This is a genomic window from Donghicola mangrovi, assembly GCF_013377535.1.
GTDB classification, from domain to species: domain Bacteria; phylum Pseudomonadota; class Alphaproteobacteria; order Rhodobacterales; family Rhodobacteraceae; genus Donghicola; species Donghicola mangrovi.
This window is the reverse complement of sequence record NZ_JABCJE010000002.1, coordinates 113,327-131,169: the sequence shown is the minus strand read 5'-3', so window position 1 is coordinate 131,169 and position 17,843 is coordinate 113,327. Positions and strand designations below refer to the sequence as shown.

20 protein-coding genes are annotated in these 17,843 nt (G+C 63.1%); 3 read left to right on the top strand and 17 right to left on the bottom strand.

Annotated features, from left to right (window positions below):
- Positions 1 to 9 precede the first annotated feature (9 nt).
- From HJ536_RS05155 to HJ536_RS05105, 11 genes are all read right to left on the bottom strand, one after another.
- Entirely contained in the window at positions 10 to 1,266 is a 1,257-nt protein-coding gene (locus tag HJ536_RS05155; protein ID WP_177156924.1) for an NAD(P)/FAD-dependent oxidoreductase, read from the bottom strand.
- Positions 1,267 to 1,300: 34 nt separating this feature from the next.
- Positions 1,301 to 2,017 (bottom strand): c-type cytochrome, encoded by a 717-nt coding sequence (locus HJ536_RS05150; protein WP_420811088.1) that lies wholly within the window; start codon positions 2,015 to 2,017, stop codon positions 1,301 to 1,303.
- Between the two features lie 12 nt (positions 2,018 to 2,029).
- A complete protein-coding gene (locus tag HJ536_RS05145) occupies positions 2,030 to 3,118 on the bottom strand; it encodes a c-type cytochrome (RefSeq protein WP_177156923.1) in 1,089 nt (362 codons plus the stop codon).
- Entirely contained in the window at positions 3,102 to 4,367 is a 1,266-nt protein-coding gene (gene soxC, locus HJ536_RS05140) for a sulfite dehydrogenase (RefSeq protein ID WP_176854096.1), read from the bottom strand. The genes HJ536_RS05145 and soxC overlap by 17 nt, the downstream gene beginning before the upstream one ends.
- An 82-nt stretch (positions 4,368 to 4,449) precedes the next feature.
- Entirely contained in the window at positions 4,450 to 6,147 is a 1,698-nt protein-coding gene (soxB, locus tag HJ536_RS05135) for a thiosulfohydrolase SoxB (RefSeq protein WP_176854095.1), read from the bottom strand.
- Positions 6,148 to 6,251: 104 nt separating this feature from the next.
- Positions 6,252 to 7,118, bottom strand: a complete 867-nt coding sequence (gene soxA / locus HJ536_RS05130; RefSeq protein ID WP_176854094.1) for a sulfur oxidation c-type cytochrome SoxA — start codon at positions 7,116 to 7,118, stop codon at positions 6,252 to 6,254.
- Between the two features lie 67 nt (positions 7,119 to 7,185).
- On the bottom strand, positions 7,186 to 7,515 hold the full coding sequence (gene soxZ / locus HJ536_RS05125) for a thiosulfate oxidation carrier complex protein SoxZ (protein WP_176854093.1): 330 nt from the start codon (positions 7,513 to 7,515) through the stop codon (positions 7,186 to 7,188).
- Positions 7,516 to 7,559: 44 nt separating this feature from the next.
- Entirely contained in the window at positions 7,560 to 7,979 is a 420-nt protein-coding gene (gene soxY, locus HJ536_RS05120) for a thiosulfate oxidation carrier protein SoxY (protein ID WP_177156922.1), read from the bottom strand.
- Between the two features lie 25 nt (positions 7,980 to 8,004).
- Positions 8,005 to 8,481, bottom strand: a complete 477-nt coding sequence (gene soxX / locus HJ536_RS05115) for a sulfur oxidation c-type cytochrome SoxX (protein WP_176854091.1) — start codon at positions 8,479 to 8,481, stop codon at positions 8,005 to 8,007.
- A 140-nt stretch (positions 8,482 to 8,621) separates the two neighbouring features.
- Positions 8,622 to 9,176, bottom strand: coding sequence for a SoxW family protein (locus HJ536_RS05110; protein ID WP_177156921.1), 555 nt, complete (start codon positions 9,174 to 9,176; stop codon positions 8,622 to 8,624).
- A 36-nt stretch (positions 9,177 to 9,212) separates the two neighbouring features.
- On the bottom strand, positions 9,213 to 9,950 hold the full coding sequence (locus HJ536_RS05105) for a cytochrome c biogenesis CcdA family protein (protein WP_177156920.1): 738 nt from the start codon (positions 9,948 to 9,950) through the stop codon (positions 9,213 to 9,215).
- Between the two features lie 70 nt (positions 9,951 to 10,020).
- Between HJ536_RS05105 and HJ536_RS05100 the strand changes: the two genes are divergently transcribed.
- The 3 genes from HJ536_RS05100 to HJ536_RS05090 all read left to right on the top strand — a co-directional run bounded on the left by HJ536_RS05100 (position 10,021) and on the right by HJ536_RS05090 (position 11,890).
- A complete protein-coding gene (locus HJ536_RS05100) occupies positions 10,021 to 10,413 on the top strand; it encodes a thioredoxin domain-containing protein (RefSeq protein WP_228028643.1) in 393 nt (130 codons plus the stop codon).
- A 27-nt stretch (positions 10,414 to 10,440) separates the two neighbouring features.
- On the top strand, positions 10,441 to 10,776 hold the full coding sequence (locus HJ536_RS05095; protein WP_176854087.1) for an ArsR/SmtB family transcription factor: 336 nt from the start codon (positions 10,441 to 10,443) through the stop codon (positions 10,774 to 10,776).
- A 61-nt stretch (positions 10,777 to 10,837) separates the two neighbouring features.
- Entirely contained in the window at positions 10,838 to 11,890 is a 1,053-nt protein-coding gene (locus tag HJ536_RS05090; RefSeq protein ID WP_177156919.1) for a YeeE/YedE family protein, read from the top strand.
- Here HJ536_RS05090 and HJ536_RS05085 read toward each other — a convergent pair whose 3' ends face one another.
- The 6 genes from HJ536_RS05085 to HJ536_RS05060 all read right to left on the bottom strand — a co-directional run bounded on the left by HJ536_RS05085 (position 11,891) and on the right by HJ536_RS05060 (position 17,800).
- Entirely contained in the window at positions 11,891 to 12,367 is a 477-nt protein-coding gene (locus tag HJ536_RS05085) for an Rrf2 family transcriptional regulator (RefSeq protein ID WP_176854085.1), read from the bottom strand. It lies immediately after the preceding gene.
- Between the two features lie 67 nt (positions 12,368 to 12,434).
- Entirely contained in the window at positions 12,435 to 12,827 is a 393-nt protein-coding gene (gene cueR / locus HJ536_RS05080; protein ID WP_176854084.1) for a Cu(I)-responsive transcriptional regulator, read from the bottom strand.
- Entirely contained in the window at positions 12,824 to 15,238 is a 2,415-nt protein-coding gene (locus HJ536_RS05075) for a heavy metal translocating P-type ATPase (RefSeq protein ID WP_177156918.1), read from the bottom strand. The genes cueR and HJ536_RS05075 overlap by 4 nt, the downstream gene beginning before the upstream one ends.
- 74 nt (positions 15,239 to 15,312) lie before the next feature.
- Positions 15,313 to 16,071, bottom strand: coding sequence for a LamB/YcsF family protein (locus HJ536_RS05070; RefSeq protein WP_177156917.1), 759 nt, complete (start codon positions 16,069 to 16,071; stop codon positions 15,313 to 15,315).
- Positions 16,068 to 17,081, bottom strand: coding sequence for a 5-oxoprolinase subunit C family protein (locus HJ536_RS05065; RefSeq protein WP_177156916.1), 1,014 nt, complete (start codon positions 17,079 to 17,081; stop codon positions 16,068 to 16,070). The genes HJ536_RS05070 and HJ536_RS05065 overlap by 4 nt, the downstream gene beginning before the upstream one ends.
- On the bottom strand, positions 17,078 to 17,800 hold the full coding sequence (locus tag HJ536_RS05060) for a 5-oxoprolinase subunit B family protein (RefSeq protein WP_228028642.1): 723 nt from the start codon (positions 17,798 to 17,800) through the stop codon (positions 17,078 to 17,080). The genes HJ536_RS05065 and HJ536_RS05060 overlap by 4 nt, the downstream gene beginning before the upstream one ends.
- Between the last annotated feature and the right edge of the window lie 43 nt (positions 17,801 to 17,843).

Here is a 17,843-nt window from a genome sequence, read left to right as displayed (position 1 = left end):
CGTTTGGCCCTAGCCGAAGATGTCCGCAGTAATGCCCGCATACCATCCAACGGACTCTTCATAGGTTGCTTTACGCAAAGTGGCGTCTTCACCCGTTTGGGATATGAACCCATCCACTTTGGCGATCTTTTCGTCGGTCGCCTCATAGGTCGCGCCGACCTTGACCCCGTCATCGGCGTCGATGAGCGACCAGCATGTGTTCGAGAACTTGGCCGGAAACACCTTGGACCCAGTAAGCGCCCCGCGAATGGCCATCGCCGCGACCTTGGCCTGAGAGTTGGCCGAGAAGCCGGATTTGGGCATGTCCCCCTGCGCACAGGCATCGCCAAGCACGTGGATATTCTCGTCCATACGGCTTTGCATGGTGTGGCCGTTGACCGGAGCCCAGTTGCCATCGTTCACGCCCGCCATGTCACAGACGCGCCCCGCCTTCATCGCGGGAATGACGTTGCAGACATCGGCCTTGATGATTTCGCCGTCCACGTTGACGGTCATATCGTCGGGGTTCACCTCGACCTTGTCGCCGCCGAAATCGGGGCCAAGCCGTTCGATCATGCCGCTGTAATGGGTGTCCCAGCCCTCTTCGAACAGAGCCTGTTTCGAGAATTTCTCTTTGGGATCAACGATGATGATCTTGGCGGTGGGATTATTGGCCTTGAGCGTGTGCGCGACCATGCTGATCCGCTCGTACGGGCCCGGAGGGCAGCGATAGGGGTTCGGCGGCGCGACCATCACATAGGTCCCGCCCTGCGGCATGGCGTCGATCTGCGCCTTCAGCAGTTCGGTCTGGCTGCCGCCCTTGTACGCATGGGGCATCTTGTTTTGCGCCGCAACGGACCAGCCGGGCACGGCGCCCTCGACAAAGTCGATACCGGGGGCCAGCACCAGACGGTCATAGGGCACGGTGCCCCCACCCGCCAGCGCCACGGTCTTGGCATCGCGGTCGATGCCGATGGCCCAGTCGTGGACCACATTCACCCCGCCCGAGGCCAGCTTGCCATAGGAATAGCCAAGGCTCTCGATATCGCGGAAACCGCCCAGATAAAGGTTGGAGAAGAAACAGGTGTAGTAGTGGCGCGTAGGCTCGATCAGGGTGACGTCGATGGCCCCCTTGCTGTCCTTGGCCACATAGCGGGCCACGGTCGCCCCGCCTGCGCCGCCGCCAATGACGACCACACGGGGTTTTCCCGCGGCGCGGAGCATGGGGGCAGCAAAGCCGGCTGTGGCGGCCCCCGCGGCGATGAAAGAACGTCTGTTCAGCTTCATAGTCTTTCCTCCCTGTTTGTGCGGCCCGATGAATTCAGTGTCCGAGCTCTGCAAAGTACGCGGCCAGCGCCGCGATCTCTTCGTCCGACAGGCGCCCCGCCATCATTTGCATAACAGGATGGGGCCGGACTTTTGCTTTGTAGGCATGCATGGCCACAACGAAATCCTCGGTGGGCCAACCCGTGATGGACGGGATGCCTTGGTCACTGCCATTTCTCTGGTGGCATGTGCTGCATTCACTTGAGAGGTATTCTCCGTAGGCAGGGTCCCCCACGATAGCCAGCACTTCGGCGGATAGATCTACTTCTTTGGATAGGGCGGTGGGTTCGGCTTCGGGGATATCGCGCGGGTTGTCCGAGAACTGGCGCAAGTAGGCCAGCACATCGTGGCGGTCCTGCGCGTCCTTCAGCCCGCGGAAATTCATGCGGGTGTCGCTGACAAGGGCCTTGGGGTTCTCTAGATAGGCATCAAGGTGATCATAGTCCCAGACCAGCCCGTTGCGCCCCTCTCGGGCCAAACCGTCCGAGTAGGTGAAATCGGGCGCGGTGCCAGCGGTCCGCCCGAACAGACCATTGAGCTGCGGGCCGACCTTGTTGGCGGCCTCTGCCCCCACGGCGTGGCATCCCGCGCATTTGCGGAACACCTTTTCACCGCGTGCCGGATCCCCCAGCGGGGCCGCGACCTCTTCTGCCTGTGCCTGATGCACAAAGGCAGCGGCGAAGACCGCCGCTGCCCCCAGATATGTCGCGATCCCGCGCACCGGTTACTGGCCTGTGGTCTTGAGGAATTCGATCACCGCAGCGATGTCATCCTCTTTCTTCAGACCGGCAAAGGACATCTTGGTGCCCTTCACCTCGGCTTTGGGATTGGCAAGGAAGGCCGCCAGACGATCGGGGGTCCAGACGCCGCCGTGGTCGGTCATCGCGCCCGAGTATTTGAACCCGTCCGCGCTGGCTACGTCGCGGCCCACAACGCCGTTCAGCTGGGGACCAGAGCCGTTTTTGGCACCGTCACCGACCTTGTGGCAGGCCTTGCACTTTTTGAAGACCTTCTCGCCTGCTTCGGCCAGCGCCATGTCGATGACGGCGGGCGCCTCGGCTGCGGGGGCCTCGGGGGCGGCAGTCATCTCGGCCTTCTGTTCAGGCTCGGCGGCGGGCTCTGCTGCGGGTTCTGCAGCGGGCGCTTCGGCGGCCTGATCGTCAGCGCCGTGGTCCGGGGTCACGTCCAGAACGGTGGCGCGCATGGTGATCTCGACGGTGTCCTTGCAGTTTTCCATGCAAGGCTCGGTGCGCCAGATCGGGTATTCGGTCTCGGCGCGGTCGTCGATGATAAAGCCATCGGCGTTGTTCATCTGCACGTCAAGGAAGGTCTCCTTGGACAGCACGAAATCCTCGTCGACCATGTCGTTCGAATAAAGGATGTAGGCCACGATCGCATAGACATCGTCCGCGCTCAGGCTTTGGGCATTGCCAAAGGGCATCGAGCGGTGAACGTAGTCAAAGGTCGTCGACAGGTACGGCCAGTAGCTGCCCACGGTTTTCAGCGGATCGTCATCGGCAAGGGTGCCGTCCCCGCCCGCCAGCTTGGGCCAGTTGTCGCGGCCCTCGGCAAAGTCACCGTGGCAGACGGCGCAGTTCTCGGCAAAGACTTCCTCGCCGGTCAGAACATCGCCCGAGCCTTCGGGCAGGCCGGTGCCATCGGGGCTAACGTCCAGATTCCATGCGGCAATCTCTTCAGGCAGAGCGTCGCGGCCCAGACCGAATTTCGCGTCCTCGGCCAGCACTTGGGTGGCCGTGGTCAGCATCAGGGCGCCAATGGCGGCGCTGCCGAAAAACTTAAGAGACTTCGACATTTTCTGCCTCTCCGTTCGATTTCACATGCCAGGTCTGGATGCAGTTGTTGTGGTAGACCGAGTTCAGACCGCGCACTTCGCGCAGCTGCTTCTTGGTCGGCTGGACATAGCCGGTCTCGTCCATGGCGCGCGATTGCAGCAGCATTTCCGAGCCATCCCAGTTGATGTCCAGATAGAAGCGCGCCAGCGCCTTGTTTCCGGACTCCGACGCCAGACGGGCCTCTTGCCACGTTTTGCCACCGTCGATGGAGACGTCCACGCGGGTGATCTTGCCGTGGCCGGACCAAGCCAGACCGGTGATGACCAAGGGGCCGGTGCCGTGCTTGATGGGGGCCTGCGGGCTGGGGCTGGTGACGACCGATTTGGCGTCCATAACCCAAGTCCACTTGCGGCTGGTGCCATCCGCCAGAGTGTCGGTGTATTTCGAGGTTTCCTCGCGGCTTTCGACCGCCTGATCGGTGACCTCGATGCGGCGCAGCCATTTGACCCACATATTGCCTTCCCAACCGGGAACGACCAGACGCACGGGGTAGCCATGCTCTTTGCGCAGGGCCTCGCCGTTGGCTTTGAAGGCGACCAGAACATCGTCCAGCGCTTTTTCCAGCGGGATCGAGCGGCCGTTCGACGACGCATCCGCGCCCTCGACATAGACCCACTTGCCCTCGGTCTGGATGCCAGCCTCGTTCAGCAGGGTGCGCAGGGGCACGCCGGTGTATTCCATGTTGTGGATCATACCGTGGGTGAACTGCGCGCCGTTCAGCTGAGCGCCCGCCCATTCCATGCCGGTGTTCGCCGCGCATTCGCAGAAGTACACGTGCTGCTCACGGGGAAAGCGTTCCAGATCCGCGTAGGTAAAGACCAGCGGACGGTCCACCAGACCGTTGATCATCAGGCGGTAGTCATCCTTGGACAGCTCGATCGCACCCGAGTGGTGTCGTTCAAACGCGCAGCCCTGCGGGGTGATGGTGCCGTCCAGCGCGTGGATGGGCGTAAAGTTGATCGAGCTGATCGGGTCCGCAGTCAGCCACGGCACGTTGCGGCGCACCACGTCCTGTTCGAACTTGATCGGCAGGCCATAAGGGGTGGCGTCCACGCCCTCGCCCAAGCCTTGGGCCCAAGGCTGGACCTCGGTGATCAGCGGATCGGGCGTCGCGGCGCGGGCACCGGCGGCGGCCCCTGCCCCGATCACAGCCGCCCCCGCCAGAAACTGGCGGCGCGACGGTTTGGGGCCCTTGAAGCTGGATGTCATGTCCTTTGCTCCTTTTCATCAGATCGAAGAATTCTGTTTCGTGAATTCTTCGGGGTAAAAAAATTTGGTTCCAGCGGGCGCGTCAGGCGCCCACCACCTGCACGCTGGTGTTGGGCTCGACCACGACGGTGCCCTTCTTGCGGATGTGGCTTTCGACCACGTCCCAGATTTCGGGGCCTTCGGTGCCCTCGTTCACGCTGGCCCAACCGGCAACAACGTAAGACTTTGCGGGGTCCAGCTTTTCTCCGGTTTTCAGCAGGGTCAGTTCGCTGATCCGGCTGCCCTGAGGCTGGTTCACATCGATGCGGTAACCCAGACCACCCATGCGGACCATGTCGCCGCCCTGCTGGTAATAGGGGTTCGGGTTGAAGATGTTGTCGGCCACGTCTTCCATGATGGTATGGATGAATTCGCCGGTCATTTCGGTGCGATAAGCCTTGGGGTAGGTCATCGAGGTGACGTTCCACAGATCCTCGCGGGTGATCGCCTGACCGGGCAGAACCGAGGGGCCCCAGCGCACGCCGGGCGACATGGCGATATCGGCCTCACGCTCGGACAGCAGGGCGTCACAGATCAGATCATCCCACGTACCGTTGAAGTTACCACGGCGATAGAGCAGCGAGTCTGTGTGGCCGATGACCTCTTCCAGCTTGTCCTTGTAGGGCGCGCGCTGTTCGTCGATCAGCGAGGCAACCTCGGCATCGGGGGCGATCACGTCCGAGAAGATCGGGATCAGCTTGTGGCGGAAGCCCATCATGCGGCCATCGCGCACGTCCAGATCGACGCGGCTGACGAACTTGCCGTTGGACCCGGAGGCCACGATGATCGTGTCGCCCACCAGAACGGGTTCGGGCAGCGCATCATGGGTGTGGCCCGACAGGATCACATCGATGCCGCTGACAAGGCTGGCCATGTGGCGGTCCACGTCAAAGCCGTTGTGCGACAGCACGACAACCAGTTGCGCGCCCATGCCACGGACTTCGTCCACCATGGCCTGCATATTCTCGTCGCGGATGCCAAAGCTGTATTCGGGGAACATCCAGCCGGGGTTCGCAATCGGCATATAGGGGAAGGCCTGACCGATCACAGCGATCTTGGCTCCACCTCGTTCAAAGAACTTATAGGGCTTGAACAGCTCGGCGGGTTCGTCCCACTCGGCGTCAAAGATGTTCTGCGCCAGTGCGTCGAACGGCAGGCCCGAGACCAGTTCGTTCACCCGCTCGGAGCCCAGAGTGAACTCCCAGTGGAAGGTCATCGCGTCCGGCTTCAGGGCGTTCATGACATTGACCATGTCCTGGCCTTGGGTGTGGTAGCAGGTGTAGGACCCGTGCCACGTGTCGCCGCCATCCAGCAGGATCGCGTCGGGACGATCGGCGCGGATCGCGTTGATCACGGTCGCCACGCGGTCCATGCCGCCCATCTTGCCATAGGTTTTGGCCAGCGAAGAAAAGTCGTTATAGCTGAGCGCATAGTGGTTGGGCGAGCCGTCCGCGATGCCGTAAAGCTTTCGGAAATCGGCGCCGGTGATGTGGGGCACGTGCCCGCGCGCGTCGCCCACACCGATGTTCACTTCGGGCTCGCGGAAGTAGATCGGTTTCAGCTGCGCGTGAATATCGGTGACGTGGATCAGCGAGATATTCCCGAAGGTATCGAATTGCAGCAGTTGGTCCTGCGTCAGCGCCTGCTGCGCTGCCAGTCGGCTCCAATTGCCGAAACCCGACGCCCCGACCAGTGCGGTGGCGGCCATCGAGGCCTGAAGAAAATCGCGGCGGGAAATCATGTGTTGCTGACTCCGGTTATCAGATCGTTTGGAACAAAGGCTCCCTGCCCCGTGCACTCATGCACGGGCCAAGGAGAAGTTTGGTCTTTGGGTATTGTCGTTGATTAGTTGCGGACCGACGGGCCTTCGACCGACAGGCCGTTGCCGCGCGAGGCGACATAAAGCTCCAGCGCCACGAATTCGGGGCTGCCGGGTTTGTAGGTTTCCGCGCGGGTGTCGCGAACACAGCCCTTGAAGCGGGTGTGAACGGCGATCAGCTTGGCATCCCCCAGACGATAGGCCGGGAAGCCGTTGATCATGCCCTGCGACAGGTGGTCTGCGCGGATCAGGTTGTCATAGTTGTCTTCGTGGCAGTTCGCGCAGGACAGCTCCAGCTGGCCGGTGCGGGTGTAGTACATCTCTTTGCCCTTTTCCCACATCGCTTGGGCGGGGCCGTCGATGGCAACGTTCACCGGCATACCGCGCGACACGGCCGACAGCAGCGCGACCATCTCGGTCATCTTGTTGTCGGTGTAATCCAGAGCCTCGGCGCCCATGTTTTCGGTGCGGCACCCGTTGATCTGCATTTCCAGCGTGCGGACTTCTTCGGCCTTGTCGTTCCACTTGGGATAGACAGCGCGGACACCGGCCAGAGACTCGGGCGCCTCGTGGCAGGAGGCGCAGCTTTTCTCGGCGGTGCCTTCGACGGTGTTCCAGGCTTCGCGGGCGTTATCCACGCCGATCATGCCGGGGTTGTCAAAGTCGTCGCGCTGCAGGTCCTGCGTTTCGGGGGTGCGGAATTCCCAGCCCGACTGGATGGTCTTGAGTCCTTCCAGATGCGCAGGAGCCGCGGTGTGGGTCACGATTTCGATCTCGCCGTTCACGACCAGCGGTTCGGTCGGATCGGTGGCATGGGCGCTGGTGGCAATCGCCAGGGTGCTTGCGGCAAACCCCAATGCGATCAGTACCTTGCTAGTTACTTGCTTGGTCATTCATTCCTCCCTGAAGCCAGTGAACGGAGCGGCAGAGTTATGCTCTCTGCTCACTCCGCGTCTCGCATTAGCTAACGGCGATCGGTTTCTTGTCTTCGTAGACAGAGCCGTCATCGTCGTACCAGGTGAACTTGAATTCACCGGCTTCGGCGACGGTCGCGTCAAACTCGAAGTAAGGGTTGGTCGAGATCGCGGGCTCCATGGTCACGTCGATGACCATCTGGCCGTTAAACTCGCAGGTAAAACGGTTGATGATCGAACGGGGGATCAGGTTGCCTTCTTTGTCTTTGCGCTGGCCAGACTCCATCGGGTGGCTGATCAGGGTCTTGAGCGTGACGGTCTCGCCTGCCGAAGCGGATTTGGGGACCTTGACGCGGGGGCGTACATCGTTTGCCATAGTGGTCTCTCCTGAGAAATGCGTTGGGTTCGGTCAGGGGCAGATCAGCCGCCGCAGCCGCCGATGGTCACTTTGACGGTGGAAGACGCCTTGGCGATCGAGCCATCCTCGAACTTGGCCAGAGCGACCACGTCCTGGGTGCCGGCCAGACGGATGCGGGTGGTCACAACGCGCGAACCCGACAGCGGGCCAAAGTTGTACTGGGCCACACCGGGGGTCGGGTTGCCGGTCGCCAGCAGCAGGATGCTGGTTGCGCCGGGGGCATCGACGGTGATCGGAACGGTGTTGCCGTTTTCCGCGATTTCGGGCGCGGTCAGGGTGATGCCGTCAGCTTTGGCCTCTGCGCCGCCGGTGAATTCGGCAATGCGCTCGTCTGCGGTCGCTGCGGCCACGCGGAAGGGCAGCATGGCCAGTGCAGCGGCCCCTGCGCCCAGTGCGAGTGTGTCGCGTCGGGTAAATTGCATGTCTCTCTCCTTGGATCAGGGACGCTTAGTCTTTGAGCGTCATCAGGTAAGCGACGACGTCTTCGACTTCCTGCGCGGTCAGCAGCGGGGTCAGCGCCTCGGTGGGCGCTTTGCCGGTGTAGGCATCGCCCGGGCGGATATAGCCGTCGTTCTTGTAGAAGGCGGGCATGATGGTGCCCTCATAGGTTTTCTTGGCGTTCGCCACGATGCCGCGCAGGTGCGCTTCGTCCCAGCGGGTGGCAACGCCATCCAGCGTCGGGCCGACTTCGCCGTGGAACGGAACATCCGCCATCGCCGAGATGGCGTGGCAGGCGACGCAGTTGCCCTTGCTCTTGGTGGACATGACCTTTTTGCCATTCGCTGCGTCCCCGGCGGCGCCGGACAGCGAGGCAGCAATGGCCCCTTCATCGGTGTACTGGACGTCTGCAGGCGCGACATCTTCTGCGAACGCCACGCCGGCATAGCATGCGGCCACCGCCGCAAGTGCAAATGAAAGCTTCATGTTTCCTCCCTGGCTACCATTCTTCCGCTGGTAGTCTGCGTATACTGTAGAACACCGCGCACCTTTGACGCAACAACAAATTCAACTAAGTGAATTTTATAATATGTTGCAGTGCAGCGTAGCCCCGCGCCCGTGTCTGATCACTCGGCAAGTTTGCGTTGAAGGTACTTCTGGAAGGGCTCGTCGCCCTCGTAGCCCTTCTCAAGAACCCAGTTCAACATATTGAACGTAGTACCTTTTCCAAAGGCTCCAGGCATGGTGGCCACCGCAACTTGGGGGGCCTTGGTGCCTTCGGGAACCTCTTCGGGAAAGAACATCACGGTTGGGGTGAACAGCATACCCCAACGTTGGATAGTCTCTTTCTCCGAAAGGGTAGTTCCGTCGAAATCCGTGACCTCGACGTCGCCAAACATGTTGAGCTGTACAACGAAAAACCGGTCCGTCAGCAGGGATTCGATCTCGGGGACGGGAAAGACCTCTTCGTGCATTTTCTTGCAGTAGATGCAGCCGCGCTGCTCAATGATCACCATCAGGCGCTTGCCCTCGGAATTGGCCTCGGCCAGATCCTCGCGCAGGTCCTTGAAGGTGTCGTGCATCCAGTCGGCCTTGTGCAGACCGTCATCCCCCATCGTGGCCGCCGAAACCGGCAGTGCCAGACAGATCATCGCCGCAAGGGCGCTTAGTCGTGTGAACATGTCATTCCTCCCAGATGACAAGGCGGGCCGGTGTCGTCAGCCCAAAGACGTGAAAGACGGGAACCACTCGATCATCAGGGCCGCGATCAGGTTCACTGCATTGGTGGCAATCAGCACCGCAAAGACGATCAGCATGACCCCCATCAGTTTCTCGACGTAGCCCAGATATTTGCGGTTCCGCTGGGCCCAAGCCAGAAACGGCCCCGCAAAGAACGCGGCCACGATGAACGGCGCGGTCATCCCCATGCCATAGACGAACAGCAAGGCCCCGCCCTGCCACAGATCGCCCATGCCGCTGGCCACCATCAGGATCGACGCCAGCGCGGGCCCCACACAGGGCGTCCAGCCAAAGCCAAAGGCCAACCCCATCACATAGGCTCCGCCCATCGACGCGGGGTTCGCGCGGCTTTCCATGCGAGCCTCGCGGTACAGAAGGCCGATCTTGAAGACCCCCAGAAAGTGCAGGCCGAACACGAACAGCACCGCCGCCGCCACATAACTCAGCGGCTGCTTCCACTGAGCAAACGCCTGCCCCACCGCCGTCGCCCCCACCCCGAGCAGGACGAAAATCGTAGTCACTCCAAGGGCAAAGGCCACCGCCGACCGGATCAGACGCAGGCGCGCACCCGTTTCGATGCCCCCGTCCCCGCGCAGTTCCGCCACGGACAGGCCAGCCATATAGCTCAGGTAAAACGGAACCATTGGCAGGATGCACGGCGTGAAAAACGACAGCAGCCCCGCCAGCAATGCCCCCGCATAGGTGACATCCAGCATGTGATATTCCTTGATTTATTCAAATATTTGATTACATGCTTATCAGAAGCTGTCAATCGGGTTCACAAGGATGCCGCGTTTGTTTGCCAAAGCCGTTTTTGCCGGTGCGCTTGCACTGGTTCCGTTCGCCGTTCCCGCGGCCGAACTGGTTATGGTCGAGCAGGTCGGATGCGCCTATTGCGCCCGCTGGCACAAAGAAATCGGGCCCATCTACCCGAAAACCCCTGTCTCGGTCTCTGCCCCCCTTCGAACCGTCCAGCTGACGTCTCTGGACACCGCAGATTTCGAGATCACGCGCCCTGTCGTGTTTACTCCGACCTTCCTCTTGGTTGACGAAGGGCGCGAACTGGCCAGACTCGAAGGCTATGCCGGAGAGCACTTTTTCTGGCCGTTGGTCGAGAAAATGGTCGCTGACCACACTGGCCTAACCCCCGCAAACGCCGTATCAAGCGGCGGTTCGTGACGTTCGATAAAGAGTAGGTTCCCCCTCATGCCCCTTCCTGCCATCACCGAAGACCTCACCGATTTCGAAATGGACCGCATGGTCGAGCGTGCGACCACTGCGGCCAACTTCCTCAAGGCGATCAGCCACGAGGGCCGTCTGATGATCCTCTGCCATCTGGTCGAGGGCGAAAAATCCGTGACCGAGCTTGAGGAACTGCTGGCCGCCCGTCAGGCCGCCGTATCCCAACAGCTGTCGCGCCTGCGCCTCGAGGGGCTGGTTGTGCCCCGCCGCGATGGCAAAACGATATATTATAGTTTGGCAGATGACCGTCCGCGTCGTATCCTAGAACGCGTTTACGAAGTGTTCTGTGAAGGCGAGTAACTAACGGACACGAAAATCTGCCGGGATCTCCCGGCCGTCATTGGGCTTGGGGAGGGTTCCGATGATCGACGGGATATCCGATGCAACCTTGGTTGCACTGATCGGCGCATTGGGCGGCTTACTCTTGGGGTTGGCCGCACGTTTGGGGCGGTTTTGCACCCTTGGCGCGATCGAGGACTATTTCTACGGCGGTAGCGACATTCGACTGCGCATGTGGGGCGTGGCCATCGGGGTCGCGATGACCCTCATCTATGCAGCGGCGGCCTTTGGGATGTTCGACCCCACCGCCGGTTTCTACCTGAAAACCAAATGGTTGCCTTGGGCCTCTGTGATCGGGGGCGGCATGTTCGGCTATGGCATGGCGATGGCTGGCAACTGCGGTTATGGCGCGTTGGCGCGTCTGGGGGGCGGCGATCTGCGCTCGTTCCTGATCGTGGTGGTCGTGGGCATCTCGGCCTACGGGACGCTCTATGGCCCCGCCGCATTCGTCTTTGACGCGGTCTTCCCCCGCCTGCCCGCCAGCGCCCCCCAAGGGATCGCGCACGGGCTATCCCGCGTGCTGCCGGTCGCCCCTTGGGCCGTCGGCGTGACCGCCGGTCTGGCGATCTTGACGTTTTCTGTCTGGCCCCAGCGTATGCGCAAAAACCGCAAATCCGTTATCTGGGGTGCGGTTGTGGGGCTGGCGATTGCGTCTGGCTGGATCGGCACCGGCTGGGTCGAACACAACGGGTTCGAGGTCGTCCCTGTCGTCTCTCACAACTTCTCGGCCCCCGTGGGCGAGGCAATGCTTTATGCGATGCTCGGGTCCACCCACGCGCCCTCCTTTGCGGTGGGCTCGGTGCTAGGGGTCTGGACCGGCGCGCTGATCGGCAGCTTCATGCTGGGTCACTTCCGCTGGGAGGCGTGCGAGGACCCGCGTGAACTGCGCCGCCAGATCATCGGCGCGATCCTGATGGGCGTTGGTGCGGTGATTGCTCTGGGCTGCACCGTGGGTCAGGGCCTGACGGCCATGTCCCTGCTCAGCTATTCGGCGCCGGTGACGATGGCCGCAATCCTGGGAGGAGCAGCCTTGGGCCTTCGCCACCTGATCGAGGGCTTCGCCCCCGCCGAATGATCAGACCTCGATCGCCGGACGCCGCGCCGGGGTCGAGCAATGGGGCGTCATCGCCAGCATGGTTTCCAGCGCATGGTTATCGCAGGTCAGCGCATCTAGCGTGATGCTTTCCATGTGGGAATAGAACGCGTCCAGCGCGTCCGAGATCGCCGTTTTCAGGCGGCAGGCATTGGTCAGCGGGCAGGTGTTGTCCACATCGGCAAAGCATTCGGCCACAGGCACATCGGCCTCGAGCTTGCGGAAAACCTCTCCGATCGAGATTTCGGCAGGCTTGCGGGCCAGCGCCAATCCGCCCCCGCGACCACGGGTGGTTTCCAGAAAGCCCAGTTGTGACAGCTGGTTCACGATCTGACCCAGATGGTTTTCCGACGAATTGCAGGCTTCGGCGATGTCATGTTTGGTAACGCGACGGTCCATATTGACCGCGCAGAACATGAGCGCCCGAATGGCAATGTTTGTCCGCTTGGTGATCCGCACTGGGGGTCCTCCTTCGTATAGCTTGGCAAACGCTATCACGATGCGGTGAACCCCGATTTGATTTAGATCAGATGTGGGTTTGCGCCAAATCCTCGAGGATCGGACAATCCGGTCGATTGTCCCCCGCGCAACAATGCACCAGCCGCGCGAGGGTGTCACGCATCTCGGCCAGTTCCTTGAGCTTGGCCTCGATCTGCTCCAGATGGCTTTGGGCGATGGCGCGGACATCGGCACTGCTGCGCCCGTTATCCCCCCACAGCGCCAAGAGGTTGCGGCAATCCTCGATCGAGAACCCCAGATGCCGCGCCCGCCCCACAAAGGCCAGCTTGTGCAAATCGCTTTCCGAGAATTTCCTGTAACCGTTTTCACCGCGCGCGGGGGTGATCAGGCCGATATCCTCGTAATACCGGATGGTTTTTGACGGCAGGCCCGTCCGTTCGGAAACATCCTTGATATTCATGCGCTTGCTCCTTTGGTCAGGGACACGCGGTTCAGGCGCAGGGCGTTCCCGAGCACGAACACGCTGGACAGGGCCATCGCGCCCCCCGCCAGCATCGGCGACAGAGTGATCCCGAAGGCAGGGAACAGCACGCCCGCCGCCACGGGGATCAGCGCGATGTTGTACCCGAACGCCCACGCAAGGTTCTGGCGGATGTTGCGCAGGGTCGCGTGGCTCAGGGCAATCGCCCGCGGCACCGCCTGCGGGTCACCGGACATCAGCACCACATCCGCGGCCTCAACAGCCACATCGGTGCCGGTCCCGATCGCGATCCCCACGTCCGAGGCCGCCAGCGCAGGCGCATCGTTAATCCCGTCCCCGACAAAGGCAATCGCACCGAATTCTTCCTTCAGCTTGGCAACGGTGTCGCGCTTGCCCTCGGGACGGACACCGGCGACCACGCGGGTGATTCCCAATTGCCCCGCCACGTAGTCCGCCGTGGGCTGCGCATCGCCGGTCACCATCACGGGCTCCAGCCCCTCGGCCCGCAGGGCGCGGATGGTGTCGCGGGCGCTGTCCTTGATCCGGTCGGCCACGGCGATGGCCGCAATCACCTGAGCGTCACGAGACACCCAGACCACGGTTTCCCCGCGGGCGGTGCGCTGGTCAGCCTCAGCCTGCAAGGGCGCCGGTATGGTGCCGCCGACCCACTCGGGGATGCCGACGCGGATGGCCCCGCCATTCACTTGCGCCTCAACACCCTGCCCCGTTTGGCTGCGGAAGCCTTCGGCCTCGGGCACCTGACCCGCGCCGCGCACGATGGCGTGGGCGATGGGGTGCTCGGACTTTGCCTCCAGGGCAGCGGCCAGCGCCAACGCCTCCGCCGTCTCAACGCCATCTGCGGGCAGAACAGCGGCCAGTTCGGGACGCCCCTCGGTCAGAGTGCCAGTTTTGTCGAAGACCACGGCCCGCACCGATTGCAGCTTTTGCAGGGCCTCGCCCTTGCGGAACAGGACACCCAGCTTGGCCGCCCGCCCCATGCCCACCATGATCGAGGTCGGCGTCGCCAGACCCATCGCACAAGGACAGGCCACGATCAGCACCGCCACACCGGCCACCAGCGCATGAGCCAGATCCGGCCCCACCGCCAGCCACACCACAAAGGTCAGCGCCGCCAGCCCCAGCACCACCGGCACGAACCACATGGTCACCCGGTCGATCAAGGCCTGCACCGGCAGACGCGCCCCTTGGGCGGTTTCGACCATGCGGATGATCTGGGCCAGCGCCGTCTTGCTGCCCACCGCATCAGCCCGCAGGCGCAGGGCTCCGTTGGTGTTCAGGGTGCCCGCCGACACGGCGTCCCCTTCGGATTTCAGAACCGGCAGGGGTTCGCCGGTTAGCATGGATTCGTCCACATGGCTCTGACCGGACAGGACGATCCCGTCCACCGCCACCCGCTCGCCGGGGCGCAGGTGCAGGATGTCACCGGTCGCGATCTCGGCCACGGGGCGCTCGACCACAGAGCCATCCACCAGTTCGACCCGCGCGGTTTTCGGGCTCAGGTCCATAAGGGCGCGGATGGCCGCACCAGTGCGCCCTTTGGCCCGCGCCTCCAGCCAGCGGCCCAGCAGGATCAGGGTACAGATCACCGCTGCGGCCTCGAAATAGACGCCGTGCCCCGCCACATGCATCGCGGACGGGAACAGGGTGATCACCGTCGAATAGCCCCACGCCGCCAGAGTCCCCAGCGCGACCAGCGCGTTCATATCGGGCGCGCCCCGCAGCAAGGCCGGTATCCCCAGCGTAAAGAACCCGCGCCCCGGCCACGCCAGAACCAAGGTCGTCAGCACCAGTTGCAGCAGCATATCGGTCCGCGCCCCCAGCGTGCTGTCGATCAGCGCGCCGAAACCGGGGATCATGTGGCGGCCCATTGCCAGCACAAACACCGGCACAGCCAGTACCGCAGACAGGATGAACCTATCGCGATAGGACACTGATTTATCGACAACTTCCGCCGCTTCATCCGAACGCACCCGCGCCCCATAGCCAGCCGCCTTGACCGCCGCGATCAGGTCGCCCGCAGTGACACCGGAATAGACTTTGGCGCGCAAACGGTCCTCGGCCAGATTGACCTTGGGCTCAACCACGCCATCGACTGTGGACAGGGCCTTTTCCACCCGCAGCACGCAGGAGGCGCAACTTAGCCCCTCTAGGTCCAGCACGATTTCCTCGGTCTGAAGAGGGTAGCCCGCGCGGGCCAGACGCGCCTCAAGAACGGTGGGGTCGAACCCCTCGCCCGTGTCGAGTTCCAGCGTGTGGGTGGCAAAGTTGGTGTTCGCTTCCAGAACGCCGCCCACCTCGGCGGCAGCGGCGGCCGAGCGGCGCGCACAGGCCGCGCAGTTCAGTCCGGACAGTTTGTACTGGCGATGCATGGCAAGGATTCCTTTTCTCTTGCCATCCATATAGGGCTTCCAGCTACTGGAAGCTCAACCCCCGAGAGCAGATTTTATTGCGGCGCGGCAATCTGCACCCCGGCCCCTTCGAGCCGAGCACGAACCGCCCGCGCCATGTCGATGGCCCCTTGGGTGTCGCCGTGCAGGCAGATCGTATCGACCGGCACATCGACCCGCTTGCCCGATTGGGAAATCACGCAGCCCTCGGTCACCATTTGCAGGACGCGGTCCGCAGCCTCGGCCGGATCATGCAGGACCGCCCCCGCCTGCCCGCGCGGCACCAGCGTCGCGTCTTCTTGATAGGCGCGGTCAGCGAAAATCTCGGCGCTGAAGGTGGCGTTGAGCTGCTCGGCCGCGCGCTGCTGCTGGGTGCCCGCGATCACGAAGAGCCGCAGATCGGGCGCCACGGCCAAGGCCGCCCGATAGCACACCAGCGCCATCTCCTGATCCCGCGCGCACATATTGGCCAGTGCCCCGTGCAGCTTCAGATGGGCCACGGGCACACCCGCCGCCGCTGCCATCCCCATAAAGGCCCCCAACTGGTACTGGACCAATCCGGTCAGTTCGGCGGCAGTCAGATGCAGATCGCGCCGCCCGAACCCTTGCAAATCGTGGAAACCGGGATGCGCGCCCACGGCCACGCCCGCCTGTTTGGCCTGCGCAATGGTCTGCGCCATGACCACCGGATCGCCCGCATGGAACCCGCAAGCCACATTGGCGCTGCTGATCACCCCCAGAAGGGCCGCGTCATCCCCCATGACCCAAGGGCCAAAGCTCTCGCCCATATCGGCGTTCAGATCGATGGTGGTCATTCCCAGCCCTCCGGATCGGTGGCCGACACAACGCCGGACACCAGTGAATAGGATAACAGATCGTGCATGGTCTCTAGCCTGCGCACCACAGGGCGGACCTTGGCCCGCAGCCCCTTGGCCCAGTCGTTCTGCGCCGCCCGCGCGGCCAAAGCCTCTGGCACCGTGACAAACCGGAACCGCACCTGCGCCCCCGACGGCATCTGGGCAAAGGCCGGCAGATCGGCACTGATCACCGTGGCAATGCGGGGGTAACCGCCCGTGGTCTGGGCCTCGCGCATCAGAACATAGGGCGTCCCGTCGCCGGTGATCTGGATATCGCCAAGACTGACAATCTCGGACGTCACACTCAGGCCATGATCGGACTGCACACCCTGCCCGCCGAACGCCAGAGCTGCCCCCATCCGGCTGGCCTTGGCGGTCTTGGTAAACACCGTGCCCTCCAGCCAGTCCCGCCCCTGATCACCAAACCAGTGCGATTGGACCGAGGGGATGACGCGGATCACCTCTGGCGGCGCATCCCGCGATGGCAGGCCCAAACCGGCCTCGGCCTTGGCCGCCACAACGGTCAGCACATCCCCCGCGCCCAAAGGCGCCCCGATCCCCGCCTGAAAATGCGTGCCCTTGGCCCCAAGGCGCAAAGGCACATCCCAAGTCCCCGCCACCGACAGATACCCATAGGCCCCACCCGTCGCCGCGCCGATGTCCAGCACGGCGCCCGCGGGCCAAGGGTGGCTCTGCCCCCAAGACAAGGCCGCGCCCTCCAAAGTCACCTTCATCGCAGCGCCGGTCAGTGCAATGACCAGATCGGCATCCGCACGGAACCGTCCGCCCATCTGCCCCATCTCGATCGCACAGCCATCAAAGGCAGCCCCCAGCAGCGCCCGCGCCTCGGCCAGCGCCAAGGGGTCCATCGCCCCGCCTGCCGACAACCCGAACGCCGCCATACCGGCACGCCCCGCATCCTGCAACGTCACCGAAGGGCCTGCAGACAAGACCTCGATCCGGCTCATAGCGCGCCCTCGGGGATCAAACCGCCCCCCGCCGCCATATGCGCGGCAAAGGCATCGGCCCCCACCGGATCGAACCGCAACACATCGCCCGCCGTCAAATTGGGCCCCGACCCATCGGGATCAAACCCGCGCCACGCGGCCTGCCCGATTTGCCGCCATCCGGTCCCCGAAGGCACCGCGAACAGCACAATCTGACGGATCGCCGCCGTAATCGCCCCCGCAGGCACCCGCGGGGTCAAGGCCGTCTGACGCGGCACATCCCAATGCGCGGGCAGCTCGCCCAAATAAGGCATCCCCGGCGCAAACCCCAGCGCGAGCACGCGAAGTGGCGTCTCAGCCAACTCCGCCACCAAATCCGCAGGCGACCGTCCCGCCAAACCCGCAAACTCCGCCAACTGCGGCCCAAAATCTCCGTCGAAACAGCTCGGCAACCGCCAGCGCCGCGCGACAGGAGCCTCAACCGCCCCCCAGTCCCGCGCTGCCAAGACATCACGCAGTGCCCCCTCAACCACGTCATGGCTCAGCACAAACGGATCAAACCGCACAAACGCAGATTTCAGGGTCGAGCCAACCTCGACCACCCCCTCCAGCCCCAACGCGGCCAGATCATCGCGGCACGCGATCGCCGCCGCATTCGCCTGCATGGACAGTTTCGGCGCGAACTCGACCAACAGGCCATCTTCGCCAAGGGGATAGATCACAGGATCAAGGGTCATCATGGGCCGCAGCCTAGCCAATTCGCCGCCCGCCGCAAGGCACCAG